The sequence below is a fragment of the Streptomyces sp. LZ34 genome, assembly GCF_053890475.1.
Genome location: NZ_CM132680.1, coordinates 10970793 through 10989521, shown reverse-complemented (window position 1 = coordinate 10989521; position 18729 = coordinate 10970793). Strand labels below are relative to the sequence as shown.

The following is an 18729-nucleotide window of genomic DNA, read 5'->3' as shown; positions in this document are numbered from 1 at the left end:
GCCTCGTGGTATCGCTCGGCCACCGGGCGGCGCCGGACGATGAGCGGAGGGTGCACGACGCGCCATTCGCCTCGAGCCGCGGTTAAAGCAATGGGAAGAGGGAAGCAATGGATAGCAGTCGAAGGCGTTTCCTGGTGCATGGTGCTACTGCGACAGGCGTTGCCGGTGCGACACTGGCACTCGGCGAGGGAATGGCAACCGCGAAGTCGCCGGGCCCAAGCGGGGCGAAGGGTCAGGGGTTCGTACCGCCTGCCGGACCGCGTTCGCGAACGATCATCAGCAATGATTTCGGAGCCGACCCCGACGGCTTGTTCGCTCTTGTCCATCACGTCCTGTCACCATCCACCGAGGTGCGGCAGGTCATTGGGGCGCATGCTCTGCTGCCGACGGACCCGTTCGACAAAGCCGAGCACCAGGCGCAGCATGCCTACGAGAACGCCGTGAAGGTACTTCGTTTGATGGGCCGCAAGGACGTGAAAGCGTGCGCCGGGTCGAACGACAAGCTCAAGGACGCGAAGACTCCGATCGTGACCGCCGGAGCGGAGGCAATCGTTGCCGAGGCGATGCGTACGGACACCAAGCTGCCGCTCTACATAACAGCCGGTGGGACGCTGACCGACGTCGCCAGCGCCTATCTGATGGAGCCGAAGATCGCCGACAAGGCGACTTTGGTCTGGATCGGGGGAGCGTCCTACCCGGATGGCGGTAAGGAGTACAACTTTTCGACCGACCCGATCGCCGCTCAAGTGCTGTTCAACGATTCGACGATTCCGATCTGGCAGATCCCATCGGATGTGTATGGAATGTGCATGGTGTCGGACTTCGAACTGCAACGCTATGTCGCTCCCGCTGGGGCGATCGGCCGCTGGCTTTGGGAGTACCAGCTCGCGTTCTACGAGAGGATGTCAAAGACCCTGAACTTCGGTGAGGTCTACCAACTCGGCGACTCACCACTCGTCCTGCTCACCGCCCTGACATCGCCGTGGGAAGCGACCGCCACCTACACCAGTCCATACACCACCAGGTATGCACCGACTCTGAACGCGGATGGAACCTACACCGCGCGCTCTTCCGGCCGGAAAATCCGCGTCTACACGGGCGTCGATACGCGACTCATGTTCGGTGATTTCTTTGCCAAACTGGAACTGCTTTACAGTTCCTGACAGCTCGTTTCACCTTGACGGTGTGGGGCGCCAAGGGTTGTGGTCCGGCCGCGAGCGGCGGGGGCGTGACACCCCTGGGCCTTGGCGCCCCACGCCCAGGGGACCCTATAGCTGGCGGTCCGCAGACCAACAGGAACACACCCTGCCCCGCTCGAAAAGTCATCGCCGCAGGTGGGCTAGGGCGTGCTTCAGAAGTGGATCAAGGTCGCGCGATGATCACGTTTCATGACTCGGGGAGATCTGACAGACGCGCAGTGGGCGATGTTGGAGACGCTGATGCCGCGGGGCATCAAGTCCGGTCGCCCTGAAGGGTGTCAATATTCCGAGCAGGCCGCTGAGCTGGGTGTTTCTTGTGGATGGAGAAGTCGTCGGGGTGGCGTGGTGTGGTACTCGTTGAGCAGGCCGCCGAGTAGCTGTCGCCGTCGGACTACGGCAGCGGGCAGGGGGATGACACTCGGGTGGTCGTCTGGGGCTCGTAGGTCGAGGCTGCGGTGGCCCCGTCCGGTGTCGTAGTGCTCGGCGTACGTGGTGAGGACGGCACGGAGGTGTCGTTCGCCGGTGATGAGGAGTCGGACGCGTCGGGTGGCGATCTCCATGACGAAGCCCCCGGCACCCGGTACGTGCATGTCCTCGGAGTGACCGGCCATCCGGACGGACCGTGGACTGTCCGCGGAGAGATTCGTACGTACCGTCCGCTCTGAGGTCAGTGACCGGATGCTCATCTTCGGCCGACGTCACCTACGCACCGCGCTGACTGAGTACGTCCAGCTTTTCCCATGCGCGGATCAAGCGCCGACAGTGCCTCGGCGGCCTCATCAACGAATACGAGCGAGCGACGTAGAAACGCAGGTCATCGCAGGTGGCTGTGTTCTGGAACCCCACAGGTCACCGTGCTCCACCTGCGCGTCAACCTGGCCGCGGAACCCCTCGCCGTACTGTTCAACAGCAGCCGGACCGCCATGCACCGCACCCTGCCGAAGATCAGGAGACTGCTCGATACACACGGCATCAGCGTCCCGCCGGCCACCACCCCACCCGCCGCCCTCACAACTCTCCAGGCCCGGCTCATCGCCCTGGACAGCGACCCCAACAGCAAGATCAAGGCGACGTGTCAATGATCTGCAAGCCCTTAGTTGATCTTCGCGATCATCTTGCCCATGATGCGGCCCTGGAACATCTCCGGGAACAGGGCGGGGATGTTCTCGAGTCCTTCGATGATGTGTTCGGCGTAGCGCAGCTTGCCCTGTGCCGCCGCCGGGGCCAGGTCGGCGAGGAATTCCGGATAGCTGTCGAAATAGTCGGGTACGGAGAAGCCGCGGACGGTGAGGTCCTTGTAAACCACAGCCCTCAACAGGTCCGGCAGGCGGTCTGGTCCCTCGAACGCCCGCGTCCGAGTGATCTGTGCCATCACGCCGCCTACCGCAAGTTGGGCCTTGAGGTTGAGGTGGGGCAACAGTGCCTCGAACATGGAGGCGCCCACGTTCTCGTAGACCGTGTCGATCCCGTCAGGCACGGCGTCGGCGAGTTGCTCGGCGAAGTCGGGTGCCTTGTAGTCGACGGCGGCGTCCAGGCCAAGGTCCACCAGTAGGTGGCGTGACTTCTCGGGGCCGCCGGCGACCCCCACGACCCGGTATCCCCGGAGCTTGCCGATCTGAGCCGCAGCCGTGCCGACGGCACCTGCCGCGGCCGTGACCACAAGGGTGCCGCCCGGCTTCGGGTTGATGATTTTGGTCAGTCCCACCCACGCGGTGAGACCCGTCATCCCGAGCACCCCGAGATTCGCTGTCAGTGGCGCCGCTTCCGGATCAATCTTCCTGAGGTCCGAGCCGTCGGACACTGCGTAGTCCTGCCAGCCGGACATGCTGGCGACGTAGTCACCGACCGCGAAGCCGGGGTTGCCGCTCTGCTCGATGACCGCGATCGTGAAGCCGAACATCGGATCGCCGATGTCGATGGAGGGCTGGTCGCTGTTCGCGTTACCCATGATGATGCGGTTGTAGGGGTCCAGCGAGAGCAGCACGTTTCGCATCAGCACCTGACCGTCGCCCGGAACCGGCAGGGCCCCCTCGACAATGGCGAAGTCACTTTCCTTCGGGTCTCCATGCGGCCGTGCCGCAAGGACGATCTGACGATTCACCTGTGTACTCATGGAAGTTCCTCTCCTGGTGTCGGACAAGTGATGTCAGCCAAGAGAAACGTGGGTGCGGGGGCTGAGCCAGTGCCCTCGCGAACCAGGTAGTGACAGGGCCCCCTCGCCTGTGTCTTCGCCGATTACCTTGGGGACATGACGGACAAGCCGAATCACCTGGGTGAGTACCTCCGCGCCCGCCGCGCGCTCGTCTCGCCCCAGCAGGCAGGCCTTGCTGATCTCGGTGGGCGGCGGGTGCCCGGTCTGCGGCGCGAAGAGGTCGCCACGCTGGCAGGCATCAGCGTCGACTATTACCTGCGCCTCGAACGAGGACGCGACCGCAATCCCTCCGTGCAGGTTCTCGAGTCCATCGCACGCGTGCTCCAGCTCGACGACGAGAGCATGACGTACTTGCTGGGCCTCGTCGCGGACAAGCCCCGACCGACGCGGCGCAGACCTCGCAGGGAGACCGTACCGGCCGGCATTGTCCAGCTCTTGTCGACGCTGCCGCACCCCGCCTTCGTGGAAGGCCGCCACTTCGACATCCTGGCCGCGAATCCCCTGGCCATCGCGCTCTCGCCCCGCCTCTCGGTGGGAGGCAACCAGTTGCTCGACGTGTTCCTCGATCCTGCCGAGAAGACTCTCCACCTCGACTGGGACGGCACTACCGAGTGCTACATCGCCAGCCTCCGCCGTGCCGTCGGCGTCGACACGGAGGATCGTCGCTTCATCGAGCTCGTCGGGGAGCTGTCCCTGGCGAGCCCTCGCTTCCGTGCCCTATGGAACCGTCACGACGTGGGCGCGCAGCGCGGTGCGTCAATCCGATTCGACCACCCGCAGGTCGGCGAACTGCGACTCAACCGCGAGAGGCTCGAGATCAGCGGGACAGACGGGCCCCATCTCATCCTCTTTCACGCCCAGCCCGGCTCTGCAGACGCCGACAAACTGATGCTCCTGGCCTCGTCCACATTGACGCCGACCGAGCCGGCCAGGGAGACCAGCTCCTCCCGGGGACGCCATCCTGCAGCGAGACAACAGGATCATTGACCTTGACATTAGACGTCATCTCATTTGGGGTTTTCGGCCCCGAGCCCGCTACCAGGCAACACCCGAAGAAACCCGCGCCGTCCTCGCAGCCTGGGCAGCAGCCGGAGCATGATCACTCAGAATGGTCTTCGCTGATTTCCCATTTGTTGCGCGTATCGAGCGGGACGGGCAGCGTGGACGGGATCCGATTACCGCCGCGGCCCCGTCTTCGACAGAATGGATGCCATGACCGAGATCCGCACCCCCCGCCTCATCCTCCGCCGCTGGCACGACGACGACATCGCCCCCATGGCGGACATCAACGCGGACCCGCAGGTCATGCACTGGATCGGCGATGGCTCGGTCCACGACCTGGACCATACGGCGGCGGACATCGAGCACTGGGAGGAGGAGTGGGATGACGAGGGCTTCGGCCTCTTCGCCGTCGAACTGCTGGCCTCCGGCGAACTGGCCGGTTTCGCCGGCCTGTCCCTGCCCCATTTCCTGCCGGAGGTGCTGCCCGCCGTGGAGATCAGCTGGCGGCTCGGGCGGCAGTTCTGGGGCCAGGGATACGCGTCCGAAGCCGCCCACGCCACGCTCGAGTTCGCACTCCAGGATCGCGGTTTGGGCCGCGTCATCAGCATCAACCGGGTGGGTAACGACGCGTCCCAGAACGTGATACGCAAGCTCGGCATGGTGCCTGAACGCGAAACGACGCACCCGGCGTACGGCTCTGCATTGTGCGTTTACACCATCGATCTCACCGAGTTCGCCGCATGAACCCACCGACCCACCACGGCCGCCCCTCATCCTCGCGCCAAACCGGCCTCCGCGAACACCGGCGACCGGCCATGCCGGTTCGCTGGCGCACACACCAGCCGGTGGCGACTACGTCGACGGAGAGAAGGGCTTGCTCAGGTACTCCCGGGTGGCCGGCTCCGCCGCCGTGACAGTTGAGTCTCCAGATACAACCGGCCGGAAGTCCGGGGCCTGGAAGGGGTTCCTCGCGGGAAGCGGCGATTCCGTCGTGGATCGATAGGGCGCCGGTTCCGGTACGGAGAATGGCGAGTTCGTGCTGATGAGAAGCCTCCCTTTCATGGCGGGATGTTGAGCAGAGTCGACCTGTAGAAGTGGGCATCCCGACGTCGGGAAGAGGATGACCACCCGCTCCACCCCAGCCGAACACCGCACCCTCACAGTACGGTCATCCTGGCGTACGGACTCGTGATCCGTTCCCGTCGCGAACCGAAGTCCACGAGCACCGCGATCCCCTCCTCGATCCCGACGACCCGACCGAGGCCGTACGCATCGTGCGTCACCCGGTCCGCTACGACGAAGTGCTTCTCGGGTGGCGATTCCTGCGCCTTGAAGGGGCTGGCGGGCAGACGGCGCTGGGGCACACTTGACTTTGTCATTGTCATCAGTATGCGCCAACCGGACCTACCCCTGTGGCCCGAGGTACCAATCTCACATGCCGACACCGCCGGGACTCCGATCGCCAACCCTGCGGGACTCTGTCGCCCGATTCATGGGTGGCGTGTGCGTGTCCTCCTGCGGGGTCGAAGGTTGAGGTCGAGGTCGGCGAAGTGGGTGCGGCGTGTGGCGCCGATGGGGCGTCCGGTCAGGTGGGCGTCGATGCGGTGGAGGTTGATTGCTGCGGCGCTGAAGACGTGGGCCAGGACGTGATGGGCCCGCGTTGTAGTGCTCGACGTACCTGGTCAGGACCGTGCGCAGGTGTCGTTCACCGGTGATGAGGAGACCGTGGTCCGTGTTCGACGCCGTCTTCGCGGGTAACGGCAGGGCCGTCATCCCAGCGCCGCCGCAAAACCCACGGTCCAACGAGTTCGACCTGGTGGATCCCCGCCGGGGCTACGCGCTGGTCTTCCTCCAGCACGGCACACGCCGCCTCCACATCACCGGCGTCACCGCTCATCCGACCGCGCAGTGGACAGCCCAGCAGGCCCGCAACCTCGACCTTGAGGTGGGCGTGCGCCACGAATCGTTGCGCTGTGTGATCCGCGACCGGGCCATCGCCCCCATTGCGATCACCGACTCACACCACTTAGCATTACGAGCATAATTTAACGACCTTGAGTCCTCACTGTTGACGACTCGGCCGACAGCTCTCCTGGTCAGGCCACACCACCAGCGCCCTGGTCTTCCTTCGAGTTCACCCAAGCCCCACCGCCCGACCCGCACCCGACGGTCACCACACCGGCCCGACCGCCTGACCTGCGGCTGACCGGGAACACCACCGGCGCGGTCGATCCGATGAGCACGCCTTTCCTACTTCACCAGGAACTCTCCATGAACCTCTCCACCAGCACTGCCCTTGTCACCGGAGCCAACCGGGGCTTCGGCCGGGCCCTCGCCGCCGAACTGCTCGACCGCGGCGCCACCGTCTACGCCGGCGCCCGCAATCCCGACCAGGTCGACCTGCCCGGTGCCATGCCGATCGCGCTCGACATCACCGACCCAGCCTCCGTCGCGGCCGCCGCCGAGGCCACAGGCGATGTGACCGTCCTGATCAACAACGCGGGGTCGGCCACCGGCGCCGACCTGCTCGAAGCCGACCTGGACGACATCCGACTGGAGATGGACACCCACTACTTCGGGACCCTCTCGATGGCCCGGAGCTTCGCGCCGCAGATCGCAGCCAACGGCGGCGGGGCGATCCTGAACGTCCTGTCCGGCCTCTCCTGGGTCAGCTTCCCGGAGATCGGCGCCTACTGTGCCGCCAAGTCCGCGGAGTGGTCGCTCACCAACGCCCTGCGCGTGCAGCTCGCCGGCCAGGGCATCCAAGTGGCCGGACTGCACGTCGGCTACATGGACACCGACATGGTCCGGGCAGTCGACGCAGCCAAGTCCGACCCCGCCGACATCGCCCGGATCGCCGTCGACGGCATCGCCGCCGGCACCTACGAGATCCTCGCGGACAACGCCGCCCGCCAGGCGCAGGCCGCGCTGTCCGGGGGCGTCTCCGTGCTCTACCCGCAGCTCCCCTGAGGGGCAGCCGCCCAGGAATCCGCACAAGCCGGTACATACCGGTGCTCGGTGTCGCACGCCGAGCACCGGCATCCGCACCCATTGCTCAATCGCCAGGCACCTCTGCCGAGGGAACGCCAGGACACAGCACCGCAAGCAACCGGCTCGGCGCGGCAGCGCCGACGCTCCGGAATTCGGGCGAACTGATCCTCTGGCTTCAGGAGGCCGGCCTGCTCACGCCGGGCGCCCCGGACCCCGCCGATGCCACCGTCCTGGCGTCGGGCCGACAGCTGCGCGAGGCGGTCGACCGGGCCGTGCTCGCGGTCGCCGACGGCCGGCTGCCTCATCCGCCGACGTCAAGCTGCTCAACCGATCGGCAGCGGAGGCCCCGGACGGCCCTGCGAATCGCCGTCACGGACGGATGCCTGGAGCCCGCCGGCACCACGAGCCTCGCCGCCGACCCCACGGCCGCGCCGGCACTCGTCGCCCAGAACGCCGTCGATCTGCTCCTGTCCGCCAAGATCCGGCGCGTATGTATCTGCGGCGCGGACACATGCGCCCTGCGCTTCCTGGACCGCTCCCCCGCCCACAACCGCCGCTGATTTCGCGCCGATCGCCTGACGCAACCGCGCTCAGCTCACTCGGCGGGCTTCATACGAAATGCAGGGCCGGGGACACTCTCGATGTCTTCCGCCTGCACGGAGTGGCCTCGTTCGCAGCGCACCTGGACGTCGACGTGCGCGCCGCATGCGCGGTGTCGCGCCAGCACAGCGGGCCCCTCCGGGTCGGCGCGGTATCGGTCGCCCCACTGCAGGAGCCCCATCACGGCTGGGACCAGATCCATGCCCTTGGGGGTGATCACGTACTTCGGCCGACTCCGCGAGCCGGGCTCCTTGTAGGTCTCGGTGGCCAGGATCCCTTCCTCCACGAGCATCCGGAGCCGTGTCGCGAGGAGGTTGCGAGGACAGCCGAGGACGCGTTCGAAGTCACTGAAGCGGGACGAGCCGTACCAGACCTCGCGGAGGATCAGGATCGTCCACTTCTCACCCACGACCTCAAGGGTCCGCGCGATCGAGCAGTTCGACACGTCCCGGTCGAGACGGGGGTCCATGCCGACGTCCTGAAGAGCTTCGGTCCACGCATCCATGGGGGTGATTCTAACCTCACCTGAGTTTACTTTTCCATACCCAGCCAGTAACGTCATGACCGTACATCGACCCGGCCGCACACGCGAAGCGGGCCTCGCGGACGTCAACGCCACCTCCCAGGTCCACCCGCTGCCCGAACAATCACATCGACCACCGAGAAAACCACCGAGAAGATCACACAGAAGGGCGGCTGATATGAAGGCCTTCGTCGTCGAGAAGTACGGCAAGGACGGCGCGCGCGCCGCAGAGGTGCCTGAGCCCACCGTCGGGGACCGCGACGTCCTGGTCAGAGTGAGCGCGGCCAGCATCAACCCGCTGGACAAAATGGTCCGCAACGGGGAGTTCAAGCAACTCCTGAAGTACAAGCTTCCATTTGCACTCGGACACGACGTGGCGGGCGTCGTGACGCGGGTCGGCTCCGCGGTACACGGCTTCAAAGTCGGCGACGAGGTCTACGCCCGTCCGCGGGACCTGCGGATCGGAGGCTTCGCGGAGTTCATCTCAATCGACCAGGACGATGTCGCGCCCAAGCCGGCCTCGCTCAACCTCCAAGAGGCAGCCGCGGTACCGCTGGTGGCCTTGGCCGCCTGGCAGATCCTCGTCGACCGTGCCCGCGTCGAGCCGGGTCAGAAGGTGCTCATCCACGCCGGTGCCGGTGGCCTCGGGTCGACAGTCATCCAGCTCGCCAAGCACCTCGGCGCCACGGTAGCGACGACGACGCACACCGACACCGAGAAGTTGGTCAGGAGCCTTGGCGCCGATGTCGTCGTCGACTACACCAAGGAAGACTTCTCGAAGGTGTTGTCCGGCTACGACCTGGTGCTGGACTCCCTGGGCGGGGCGAACCTCGAAAGGTCTCTGACGGTGCTGAAGCCCGGCGGCCTGGCCATCGGCGTCGTCGGCCCGCCGGACGCCGGGTTCGCCAAGCAGATCGGCGCCCCCTCGTTCATGGGTGCCGTCATGAACACGCTCAGTCGCAAGATCCGCAAGCAGGCCAAGGCGCTGAGCGTGCGCTACCAGTTCTTCTTCATGCAGGCCAACGGCTCCCAACTGCGCAAGCTGGGCGCCCTCTACGACAGCGGGAAGCTCCGCCCGGTCGTCGACAGGACCTTCCCGTTCGACCAGACCCTCGAGGCGATGGCGTACGTCGAGCAGGGGCGCACCAAGGCCGGCAAGGTCGTGGTCTCGATGGTGCCCGACAGCGACTGAGATCAGGTCGGCCGCAGGCCTTCCGCCCGGCGGTCACCTAAGAAGGCGACGACGCCGTCGGCGATCCTATGGCGACCACCTTCACGGAGGCCCGCTGCTGTAGGCATCTCGGTGCCATCCGTGACGTCATACGCTCGCGGCACAGCGCGCCACGCGGCTCAACGTCAACCTGAGCCATGGTCAAGGCCCTACATGCCCGTCCTCCCGTGCCACAGTGCACCGGTACCGCCCCTGCCCGCGCAGGTCGTGCAGGCAAGCGACCCCCGCGGCACGACGGCGACACGGGCACACGATCGGACGGACGGACGGACTGTGGACACACCGGGATTTCGCCGCGCGGCCGGCCGGGAGAGCGCAAGCCGGCGACGAGACGGTCAGTGACGAGACCACCCTCGCCGCGTCGTCGTCGACACCGGGCCTCGACCTGGCCGTCATCCGCGACATCGTCGAGACGAACCACCGGGCCTCGACCGAACCGGAAGGCGTCACCTACGCCGAAGTCGACGCAGACGGCGTCCCCGCCCTCTGGTGCATCCCCGAAGACGCCCACCCCGACCGTGCACTCCTCCACTTCCACTTCGGCGGGTCGGTCACCGCCTCCATGCACTCGGACCGCAAGGCCGCCGGCCATATTGCCAAGGCGGCCGGCGCCCGCTCCCTCGTCGTCGACTTCCGCCTGGCACCCGAACACCCCCACCCTGCACAGCTCGACGATGCCGAGACCGCCTACCGATGGCTGCTCTCCCAGGGCTACGAGCCGCGGAACATCGGCAGCACGGGCCACTCGATCGGCGGCACCCTCGCCGTGATGCTGCCGCTGCGCCTGCTCGCAAAGGGCGAGGCGACCCCAGGCGCGATCGCCAGCGTCTCACCGTGGACCGACCTCACCCTGCAGAACGCCGCGGTCGACAAGAACGAAGAGAACGACAAGATGCTCAGCAGGAACACGCTCGAGCTGTTCCGAGGAGCCTGGCTGCAGGAGCCCGGAGTGGACTTCAACGACCCGCAGATCAGCCTCGTGAACGCCGATCTGACCGGCCTGCCGCCCACGATCGTCCACTACGGCGAGTACGAGACCCTCGCCGACGACGGCGCCCAGCTCGGCCGCCGACTCGCGGACTTCAACGTCACCTCCCAGGTACACCCTCTGCCCGAAGGACAGTATTCGTTCGTCCTGGGCGCGGGACGCGTACCCGAGGTCGACCAGGCCATCCAGCAGATGGGCCAGTGGCTCCGTCGGCATCTCGGCGCGTGAGCGGAACCAAAATCTGAAGGCGGGGCCTGTCGGCCGGGCCCGCTGCACCACCACGATGCCGGTGACCAGGCCGCTGGTCTCCGGCATCCTGCTCGACCATGTCGGCCGACATGCGGTACTTGTGTTCGGCACCGTTCTGCACGCCGCCACACGCCTGCCCCTCGATGCCACAAAGGAGTGCGCGATGGGAACGTACGAGGATGTCTTCCGCGCCAGTACCGAAGACTCGGAGAGCTTCTGGCTGAAGGCGGCCGAGGGCATCGACTGGGATGTCACCCCGCAACGCGCCCTGGACTCCTCGGGCGCACCCTTCTACCGCTGGTTTCCCGACGGGCGGCTCAACGTCTGTTTCAACGCGGTCGACCGGCACGTCGAAGCCGGCCGCGGCGAACAGCGCGCGCTCATCTATGACTCACCCGTGACCGGCACCAGGCGCACCTACACCTATGCGCAGCTGAGGAACGAGGTGGCGGCCTTCGCCGGAGCACTCGCGCAGCTCGGCGTGGGGCACGGCGATCGTGTGGTCATCTACATGCCGATGGTCCCAGAGGCCGTGATCGCGATGCTGGCGTGCGCACGTATCGGCGCGGTGCACTCGGTCGTCTTCGGCGGGTTCGCCCCGCGCGAACTCGCCCTCCGCATCGACGACGCGGCTCCCAAGGTGGTCGTCTCCGCCTCGTGCGGCATCGAGGGCAAGCGTGTTCTCGCGTACAAGCCCCTGCTCGACCGGGCGATCGAACTCGCGGCTCACAAGCCGGAAAAGAGTGTGATCCTGCAACGTCCGCAGAACCTGGCCGAGTTGGGGCCCGACGATCTCGACTGGGGCGACCTGGTCGCCGCCGCACCGCCGGCCGACTGCGTTGCCGTCCCCGCCACGGATCCCCTCTACATCCTCTACACCTCCGGAACGACCGGAAAACCCAAGGGAGTCGTGCGTGACTGCGGCGGCTACGCGGTCGCCCTCCACTGGTCGATGGGAGCCGTCTACGACGTGAGCCCGGGCGAGACGATGTTCACCGGCTCCGATGTCGGCTGGGTCGTGGGGCACTCGTACATCGTCTACGCGCCGTTGCTGGTCGGCGCCACGACAGTCCTGTACGAAGGCAAGCCGGTGGGTACCCCGGACGCGGGCCAGTTCTGGCGCGTTGCCGCCGAATACCGGGTCAAGACCATGTTCACGGCACCTACCGCATTCCGGGCCATCCGCAAGGAGGACCCGCGGGGATCGCTCGCCGCAGGCTACGACCTGACCGGCCTGCACCACCTCTTCCTCGCCGGCGAGCGCCTCGACCCCGAGACCTATCACTGGGCGAGCGATCTTCTGGGCATCCCGGTGATCGACCACTGGTGGCAGACCGAGACCGGCTGGCCCATCGTCGCCAACCCCGTGGGCATCGAGGCGGCTCCCCTCAAGCCCGGGTCCCCCACCCTCCCGCTGCCGGGCTGGGACGTCCGCGTCCTCGACCCTTCGGGCGAGCCGGCGCCCGCGGGCGTCGACGGTGCGATCGTCGTCAAGCTCCCCCTGCCACCCGGCGCACTCCCCACTCTTTGGCAGGACGACGACCGCTACGTCGCCTCCTACCTCTCCGCCTACGCCGGCTATTACCTCACCGGCGACAGCGGCCACATCGACGACGACGGCTACGTCTTCGTCATGGGCCGCACCGACGACGTCATCAACGTCGCCGGACACCGCCTGTCCACCGGCAGCATGGAAGAGGCCCTGGCCGCCCACCCCGACGTCGCCGAATGCGCCGTCATCGGTGTCGCCGACGCCCTGAAGGGACAGGTGCCGCGCGGCTTCGTCGTTCTGAAAGCCGGCGTCAACCGCGAACCGAGCGAGGTCGAGGCCGAACTCGTCCAGCTCGTACGCGAGCGCATCGGCGCCGTCGCCTCCCTCAAGGACGTCTCGGTCGTAGCCGCCCTGCCCAAGACCCGCTCGGGAAAGATCCTGCGCAAGACGATGCGCGGCATCGCCGACGGCCACGACGAGCCCATCCCCTCCACAGTGGACGACCCCGGCGTCATCGAGGTCCTGCGCCCTGTTCTCCGCCGCCGCCCCGGTCACACCCCGTGAACGGCTGACTCGCGGCCTGGCCGAGGGCGAGCGGTGGGAACCGACGCCCATGTCTTCCTCAGTGATCTCGCTCGGGGCCTCGCACCCCGAGCGAGATCAGTTGGTCGGCGTGGTGCGGCAGCACTTGCGCAGCGAGCTTCCGGAGGTGTGGAAGTACGAGGTCGTCGCCGAACTGGCGCCAGTGGCGTTGCCCGGGCACATCGCTGCCCGTGTGGATCTTCTTGAGCGTGGCCTTGATACGACTGAGGCCAGGGCACCACCCGCCGCCAGGACACAGGGGGTGTCGACGGCGATGGCTTGAGCGGGCGCTGCCCCGTAGAAGTCACGCTGCCGCCGGGCGGGGTGTCGGTTCACATCGGAGCAGGCTGCTGCCCCGGACTGTCCTGGTATTACGGGAGGCGTTCGTTTGTGGCCTGCGGTGCGGCCCAGACCCGCACCGGCCGTCACCGCCACCCCAGGGACCCCACTTGTGACCGCCTGCCCCGCACGCATAGTATTATGAACATAATTCCATGGATCGCGCCCACAGCGGCTCGGCCGGTAGGGGTCATGACGGGTGCGTTACCGGGCTCGGAAGCAGGAAAACCCGGTACCCCCGTCGACCACGCCCACACGGTGTCCGCCCCCACCTCTTAGCGTTCCATCACCCATTACCCGAGGAATCACCCATGCTGAACGCCCTATGGAACCCGACCGTCGTCGGAGAGATCCCCCTGCCGCACCGGCTCGCCATGGCCCCCCTGACCCGCAGCCGGGCCACCCCCGACGGCGTACCGACCGACATGAACGCCGAGTACTACGCCCAGCGCGCCTCGCACGCGCTCATCATCACCGAGGGCACCCAGCCCTCCGCCGACGGCCAGGGCTACCCGGTGACCCCAGGCATCTACACCGAGGAACACATCGCCGGCTGGCGCAAGGTCACCGACGCCGTCCACAAGGCCGAGGGGCGCATCGTCATCCAGCTGATGCACGCCGGGCGCATAGCCCACCCGGACAACACCCCCCACCACCGGCAGCCGGTGGCCCCCTCCGCGATCAAGCCGGCCGGCCAGACGTTCACCCCGTCCGGGCTCCAGGAGATGCCGGTGCCGCGCGAGCTGTCCACCGACGAGGTCGCCGCGACGGTCGACGACTTCCGGCGCGCCGCCGCGGCAGCCATCGCGGCCGGCGCCGACGGCGTCGAGATCCACGGGGCCAACGGCTACCTGGTCAACCAGTTCCTCTTCCCCAGCGCCAACCAGCGCACCGACCAATATGGGGGCTCCCTCGACAACCGCATCCGTTTCGCGGTGGAGGTCGCCACGGCCGTAGCCGACGAGATCGGTGCCAACCGCACCGGCATCCGGATCTCTCCCGGCAACCCCTTCCAACTCAACGACCTCGCGGAGAGCGACCCCCACGAGCTCTACCCGCACCTCCTGCGCGCCCTCGCCCCGCTCAACCTCGCCTACCTGCACATCGGCCACGGCGGCGACGAGGAACTCCTCTTCACCCTCCGCAAGCTGTGGCCGACCACACTGATCCTCAACCGGGCCGGTGCCGACATCCCCACCCGCGCCAAGGACATCAAAGACGGCCTGGCCGACGTCATCACCGTCGGCACCATGGCCCTCGCCAACCCCGACCTCGTCGAGCGCGTACGCTCCGGCGCACCCCTGAACACCCCCGACCCCAACACCTTCTACGGCGGCGGCGCGGCCGGCTATACCGACTACCCCACCTACGCCGCCTGACGAAGGGCCCGGCGCCCGAGGGAACCACTGGCTTCGGGCACCTCAACACAGCTGCGGCGCACGGCGGCCCGGCGAACCGAAGAGCTAGGGGCTCCACCGACGTGCGCCGCAGCCGTTTCACGTCGTACCCGGCGTTCTGCGCAGTGGACGAAGGGAGTCCGGCATCACCGCACAGACATCAACCACCGCCGGTCGGCAGCGAGGAGGGATGAAATGGGGGGAGGGATGAGACATCGGCGCATCGGAGGTCAGGTCCGATTCACCGGTCGCCGCTGAGCCTCACCCTTGAGAGGGCGGCACCGGGAAGAGCATGCAGCTACTGGTGGCGTGGGCGAACAGACGGTCGTTCGCGTCGACCAACTTGGCCTAAGCAAGGGCGGTTTGACGACCCTTGCTGACAATCGTACCGATGGCGCGCATTGATGCCTGCCATGCGTCCGGCGGCTTGCGCCAGAATCGCGGGATCTGACGTTGCTGATCCTGCGTGACGCCGCCAACGGAGTCCGCCGCTTCGACGACTTCCACCGCCACATCGGCCTGTCGGAGGCCGTCCTCAGCGACCGCCTCCGGAAGCTGATCTCGGCCGGCGTCCTCAAGACCGCCCCCTACCAGGAGCCGGGCAGCCGCTCCCGCAAGGAGTACCGCCTGACCCGCAAGGGCTGGGACCTGTGGCCCGTCCTGATGGCACTGAGCCAGTGGGGCGAGACGTACGCCCTCGGCCCCGAGGGCCCCGTGCTGGACGTTCGCCACACCGACTGCGATGCTCCGGTCCGCGTCGTCGTCGAGTGCTCCGCGGAGCACTCAGCCCTCGCCCCTGGGGACGTCACCGCCCGGCTGGGACCTGGCGCCCGTCTCCAGTCGTGAGCCATCGGTCCGGGACTCGCGGGCCGAACGGCGGTGGTACATCAGTCGCCCCCGGTTCGATCACGAGCATGCCCCGCAGGCGACCCTGGGGGGATTCACCACAGTGCGTCGAGCAGGCACGAGCGCCGGTACCGAGGAGACTGGGCCGTACCAGCACGCCGACCGCCAGGGCATGGGCGTCCAGCAGCACCGAAGATCCGTCCGGAGTGGCTTCGCGGGCCGGGGTGCAGCAACGCACGGAGGCGAACCGCAGTCCTCGCGCGGAGACGTGGGTCCAGGTGACTGCTGTCGTCGCACCGGCCGAACTCCGGAACGTCACTCACGGCATGCCCCGACTCTGAAGGGTCGTCGCAGGTCGACAACCGAAATTGCCTGCCGATCATAATATTACGTGCGTCAGGCCATGGATTAGGCTTGGATGCGAGGCAACGGCCCTACGGAACGAATGGAGGAAGCTTGTGGTGCGCTACGCCAAGGAGCACAAGCAGGTGACGCGGCAACGGATCATCGAGAAGGCCGGCCACCGGTTCAAGCAGGACGGCATAGACGGCTCGGGCATCTCCACGCTGATGTCGGATGCCGGGCTCACCAACGGAGCCTTCTACGCCCACTTCGCCTCCAAGGACGATCTCGTCGCCCATGTCGTGGCCGACCAACTGCGCACGCAGATCACGAGGTACAGCACCCTGCGGCCTGGCCGCCAGGGACTCGAAGACCTGGTTCGCGAATATCTGTCGCCTGAGCACCGGGACCACCCCAGCGACGGATGCCCGTCCGCCGCCCTGCTCGACGAGATCGGCCGCTGCGGGGACGGGCCCAAGCAGGCCTACACCGACGGCGCGCGGGACATCGTGGAAGAGATCGCCGCCCGCCTGGCACCCGAGAATCCGCAGTCCGCTCGTGGTAAGGCCATCGGGCTCTTCACCATGATGGTGGGGGCGTTGCAACTGTCCCGTGCTCTCTCCGACCGCAAGTTCGCCGATGAGGTCCTTGAACAGGGAATCGAGAACGCCCTCACCTTCATGCGCTGAGGGGGACAGTTCACGGCCGCCCCCAGAGTCACCGGGAGGCTTCTCCAACCTCGCCTCGTGCCGACCAGCCGAGAGGCAGGCGTGACCGTCGACCACGTCTTCGCCCGGCTGAAGAGCTGGAAGATCCGCACAAGCAACGGCCGCACTTCGCGCCTATCACCGTTCGAGGAACGTGAGAGCCGTCTCCACGAACTGCCGATGGAACTGGAAGATGCCGCCGTGACCGGCATCGGGATAGATCACCAGCTCACCATTCGGCACTCGCCGCGCCAGGTCGGCCGAGTTCTTCGACGGAACCATCCTGTCGCTCTCACCGTTTGCAACGAGTACAGGCTGGTGGACAACGGAGAGATCGTGGGGCTGCTCCAGCCCCCAGCGGTGAATCGCCTTGAGCTGGGCACCATACGACCTGAGGGAGATCGCCTCGTCCCGGTCGTGGGTGCGCTCCTTCAGCCGGGCCAGGAACTCCTTCCCGGCCCGACGCCCGTTGGCGGTGCGGGTGAAGAAGAGGAACTGCTTCGGGTCCTGAAAGGTGAGCAGTCCTCGGACGGTGTCGAGATGGGACAACCGGGTCACGTTCTTGATGCCCTCGCCGCCCGCAGGACCGGTACCCGTGAGGATCAGCTTGCGGACGAGTTGCGGTTCGGTCTGCGCGATCACCTGGGCGATCATGCCGCCCATCGAGAAGCCATGAAGATCGACGTACTCGAACCCGAGCGCCCGGATGAAGGTGACGGCATCCTTCGCCATCGCCTGGATGGCGCGCGGCGTCGAACCAGTGGAAGCGCCGACGCCCCTGTTGTCGAACGTGATGACCCGGCGCTTGGCTGCGATGCCGTCGACGACCCGAGGGTCCCAGTTGTCGAGGACCGCGGCGAGGTGGGTGAGAAAGACCACCGGGACGCCGGACTGGGGACCGAGCTCGCGATAGGCGAAGGTCACTCCCCCGGCGATGGTGGTGCGGGTCGGTGCGTTCTTGTACGACGTCACCACGTCGCCTCGTACTTCTTGTGAATCATTCACGGTCGCGCGTCCTTCGGTGTGGGGGTTTCTGCGAGCGCGCGCCGGCCCCTCCTTCATGGAGGGGGCACAGAGCGGCTACCTGCACCTCCCGGCCGCGGCTGCAGTCTGCGGGGTCGACGCTCAAAGGCCGTGGGAGTCGGAACCGTGAGCGGTCGAGCCCCTCGGCATCACGTCGACGATTAAATTATGACCGTAATCCCATGTGGCGGCAAGTAGGTGAGCCGAACGAGATGACATCATCGCCGGAATCGCGAATCGGCTCTGCCGGCGGTCTCGACCCTTCACGTCGTAGAGCAGGTGCTCGTGCCCTCGACGGCCGTGGGCCGGACCTGGAGCCCGTCGGCGATCGCCGACGGGCTCCAGCACAATGGCGGTGGCGAGGACCTCGTCACCGAAGACCTGCCCCACTCATCTGGGGCCGGCACTTGTTCCCTCAGCGTGCGACAACTCTCGGTTTCGCGTCGCGGGGCCGACACGCGATCCTCGTCGACACCGGCCTTGAAGCAGAAGTCCAGCAGTGGCTGGACTCGCTCCCACCCGCCGACTACCTGCGCGTGATGAAGCCGGCCGACTTCCTCGCCGACCACGCCGAGACACTCGGCGAACCCCAGACCCGCCACCTGGGCGGCAAGCTACGCGAACTACGGTTCTCCCTGCACCGCCGCGAACAACGCATCACCTACTGGCTCGCCCCCGCCCGGCGCATCGTCATGCTGACCGTCTTCCACAAGACTCCGCGTGGAAGACCCGCCGTGCCAAGGAACTGGCCGACGAGGAGACCGGTCTCACCCCCCAGGCTCAGCAGATCTACGACGAAACCGGGCTGGCCATCGAAATCGGCCGCACCGTCTACCAGCGCCGCACCGAACTGGGCTGGTCCCAGACCGAACTCGCCCGCCGCGCCGGAATGACCCAGCCCGCCATCGCCCGCCCGGAAACCAGCCTCACCCTCCCCTCCACCCGCACCCTGCTGCGCGTGGCAACCGCCCTGGGCCGGCCCCTCCACATCACCATCGGCCACGCAGCCTGACCACAAGCCCCAGCAACATGACCACCTCGGGGCGACCCGGGCAGCGAAGGCGTC

The 18729-nt window shown here is 67.0% G+C and carries 18 protein-coding genes and 4 pseudogenes; 16 read left to right on the top strand and 6 right to left on the bottom strand.

The window, feature by feature from the left end:
- The first annotated feature begins 107 nt into the window (after nt 1–107).
- Nucleotides 108–1163 (top strand): nucleoside hydrolase, encoded by a 1056-nt coding sequence (locus ACWY4P_RS47280; RefSeq protein ID WP_456206978.1) that lies wholly within the window; start codon nt 108–110, stop codon nt 1161–1163.
- 314 nt (nt 1164–1477) lie between these two features.
- Here the strand turns inward: ACWY4P_RS47280 and ACWY4P_RS47275 are convergent, their stop codons facing one another.
- On the bottom strand, nt 1478–1810 hold the full coding sequence (locus ACWY4P_RS47275) for a hypothetical protein (protein WP_456206977.1): 333 nt from the start codon (nt 1808–1810) through the stop codon (nt 1478–1480).
- A 240-nt stretch (nt 1811–2050) separates the two neighbouring features.
- Between ACWY4P_RS47275 and ACWY4P_RS47270 the strand changes: the two are divergent.
- Nucleotides 2051–2281, top strand: a pseudogene (locus ACWY4P_RS47270) (ISAzo13 family transposase); the annotation flags it as partial.
- Nucleotides 2282–2292: 11 nt separating this feature from the next.
- Here the strand turns inward: ACWY4P_RS47270 and ACWY4P_RS47265 are convergent.
- Nucleotides 2293–3312 (bottom strand): NADP-dependent oxidoreductase, encoded by a 1020-nt coding sequence (locus ACWY4P_RS47265; RefSeq protein ID WP_456206976.1) that lies wholly within the window; start codon nt 3310–3312, stop codon nt 2293–2295.
- Nucleotides 3313–3447: 135 nt separating this feature from the next.
- On the opposite strand from ACWY4P_RS47265, the gene ACWY4P_RS47260 reads away from it, so the two are divergent.
- Nucleotides 3448–4338: a helix-turn-helix domain-containing protein gene (locus ACWY4P_RS47260; protein WP_456206975.1), complete on the top strand. Its 891-nt coding sequence runs from the start codon at nt 3448–3450 to the stop codon at nt 4336–4338.
- A gap of 225 nt (nt 4339–4563) precedes the next feature.
- Entirely contained in the window at nt 4564–5097 is a 534-nt protein-coding gene (locus tag ACWY4P_RS47255; RefSeq protein ID WP_456206974.1) for a GNAT family N-acetyltransferase, read from the top strand.
- Between the two features lie 413 nt (nt 5098–5510).
- Here the strand turns inward: ACWY4P_RS47255 and ACWY4P_RS47250 are convergent, their stop codons facing one another.
- Nucleotides 5511–5732, bottom strand: coding sequence for a hypothetical protein (locus ACWY4P_RS47250; RefSeq protein WP_456206973.1), 222 nt, complete (start codon nt 5730–5732; stop codon nt 5511–5513).
- 431 nt (nt 5733–6163) lie between these two features.
- Here ACWY4P_RS47250 and ACWY4P_RS47245 point away from each other — a divergent pair.
- The 3 genes and pseudogenes from ACWY4P_RS47245 to ACWY4P_RS47235 form a co-directional block, all read left to right on the top strand.
- Nucleotides 6164–6343: pseudogene (locus tag ACWY4P_RS47245) on the top strand (integrase core domain-containing protein); the annotation flags it as partial.
- A 281-nt stretch (nt 6344–6624) separates the two neighbouring features.
- A complete protein-coding gene (locus ACWY4P_RS47240; protein WP_456206972.1) occupies nt 6625–7323 on the top strand; it encodes an SDR family oxidoreductase in 699 nt (232 codons plus the stop codon).
- A gap of 41 nt (nt 7324–7364) precedes the next feature.
- On the top strand, nt 7365–7904 hold the full coding sequence (locus ACWY4P_RS47235) for a CGNR zinc finger domain-containing protein (RefSeq protein WP_456206971.1): 540 nt from the start codon (nt 7365–7367) through the stop codon (nt 7902–7904).
- Between the two features lie 35 nt (nt 7905–7939).
- On the opposite strand, the gene ACWY4P_RS47230 is transcribed toward ACWY4P_RS47235, so the two are convergent.
- Complete coding sequence (locus ACWY4P_RS47230; protein WP_014173802.1) at nt 7940–8413, bottom strand: winged helix-turn-helix transcriptional regulator; 474 nt, start codon at nt 8411–8413, stop codon at nt 7940–7942.
- Nucleotides 8414–8645: 232 nt separating this feature from the next.
- Here ACWY4P_RS47230 and ACWY4P_RS47225 point away from each other — a divergent pair, with 232 nt between their 5' ends.
- From ACWY4P_RS47225 to ACWY4P_RS47205, 5 genes are all read left to right on the top strand, one after another.
- Entirely contained in the window at nt 8646–9659 is a 1014-nt protein-coding gene (locus ACWY4P_RS47225; RefSeq protein ID WP_456206970.1) for an NADP-dependent oxidoreductase, read from the top strand.
- 214 nt (nt 9660–9873) lie between these two features.
- Nucleotides 9874–10914: an alpha/beta hydrolase gene (locus ACWY4P_RS47220; RefSeq protein WP_456206969.1), complete on the top strand. Its 1041-nt coding sequence runs from the start codon at nt 9874–9876 to the stop codon at nt 10912–10914.
- A gap of 184 nt (nt 10915–11098) precedes the next feature.
- Nucleotides 11099–12991, top strand: a complete 1893-nt coding sequence (locus ACWY4P_RS47215) for a propionyl-CoA synthetase (RefSeq protein ID WP_456213295.1) — start codon at nt 11099–11101, stop codon at nt 12989–12991.
- A gap of 49 nt (nt 12992–13040) precedes the next feature.
- Nucleotides 13041–13292 (top strand): hypothetical protein, encoded by a 252-nt coding sequence (locus tag ACWY4P_RS47210; RefSeq protein ID WP_456206968.1) that lies wholly within the window; start codon nt 13041–13043, stop codon nt 13290–13292.
- Between the two features lie 367 nt (nt 13293–13659).
- Nucleotides 13660–14727, top strand: a complete 1068-nt coding sequence (locus ACWY4P_RS47205) for an alkene reductase (RefSeq protein WP_456206967.1) — start codon at nt 13660–13662, stop codon at nt 14725–14727.
- A gap of 279 nt (nt 14728–15006) precedes the next feature.
- Here ACWY4P_RS47205 and ACWY4P_RS47200 read toward each other — a convergent pair.
- Nucleotides 15007–15147: pseudogene (locus tag ACWY4P_RS47200) on the bottom strand (aromatic compound degradation protein PaaI); the annotation flags it as partial.
- Between the two features lie 45 nt (nt 15148–15192).
- Between ACWY4P_RS47200 and ACWY4P_RS47195 the strand changes: the two are divergent.
- Both ACWY4P_RS47195 and ACWY4P_RS47190 read left to right on the top strand, forming a co-directional pair.
- A pseudogene (locus tag ACWY4P_RS47195) lies at nt 15193–15591 on the top strand (winged helix-turn-helix transcriptional regulator); the annotation flags it as partial.
- A gap of 458 nt (nt 15592–16049) precedes the next feature.
- Nucleotides 16050–16622 carry a TetR/AcrR family transcriptional regulator gene (locus tag ACWY4P_RS47190; RefSeq protein WP_456206966.1) on the top strand — a complete coding sequence of 191 codons (573 nt, stop codon included), beginning with the start codon at nt 16050–16052 and terminating at the stop codon, nt 16620–16622.
- A gap of 156 nt (nt 16623–16778) precedes the next feature.
- On the opposite strand, the gene ACWY4P_RS47185 is transcribed toward ACWY4P_RS47190, so the two are convergent.
- Nucleotides 16779–17702: an alpha/beta fold hydrolase gene (locus tag ACWY4P_RS47185; RefSeq protein WP_456206965.1), complete on the bottom strand. Its 924-nt coding sequence runs from the start codon at nt 17700–17702 to the stop codon at nt 16779–16781.
- 143 nt (nt 17703–17845) lie between these two features.
- On the opposite strand from ACWY4P_RS47185, the gene ACWY4P_RS47180 reads away from it, so the two are divergent.
- Together ACWY4P_RS47180 and ACWY4P_RS47175 are read left to right on the top strand one after the other, a co-directional pair.
- On the top strand, nt 17846–18556 hold the full coding sequence (locus tag ACWY4P_RS47180) for a type II toxin-antitoxin system RelE/ParE family toxin (RefSeq protein WP_456213294.1): 711 nt from the start codon (nt 17846–17848) through the stop codon (nt 18554–18556).
- Entirely contained in the window at nt 18451–18675 is a 225-nt protein-coding gene (locus ACWY4P_RS47175) for a helix-turn-helix domain-containing protein (RefSeq protein ID WP_456213293.1), read from the top strand. The genes ACWY4P_RS47180 and ACWY4P_RS47175 overlap by 106 nt, the downstream gene beginning before the upstream one ends.
- Nucleotides 18676–18729: the final 54 nt, after the last annotated feature.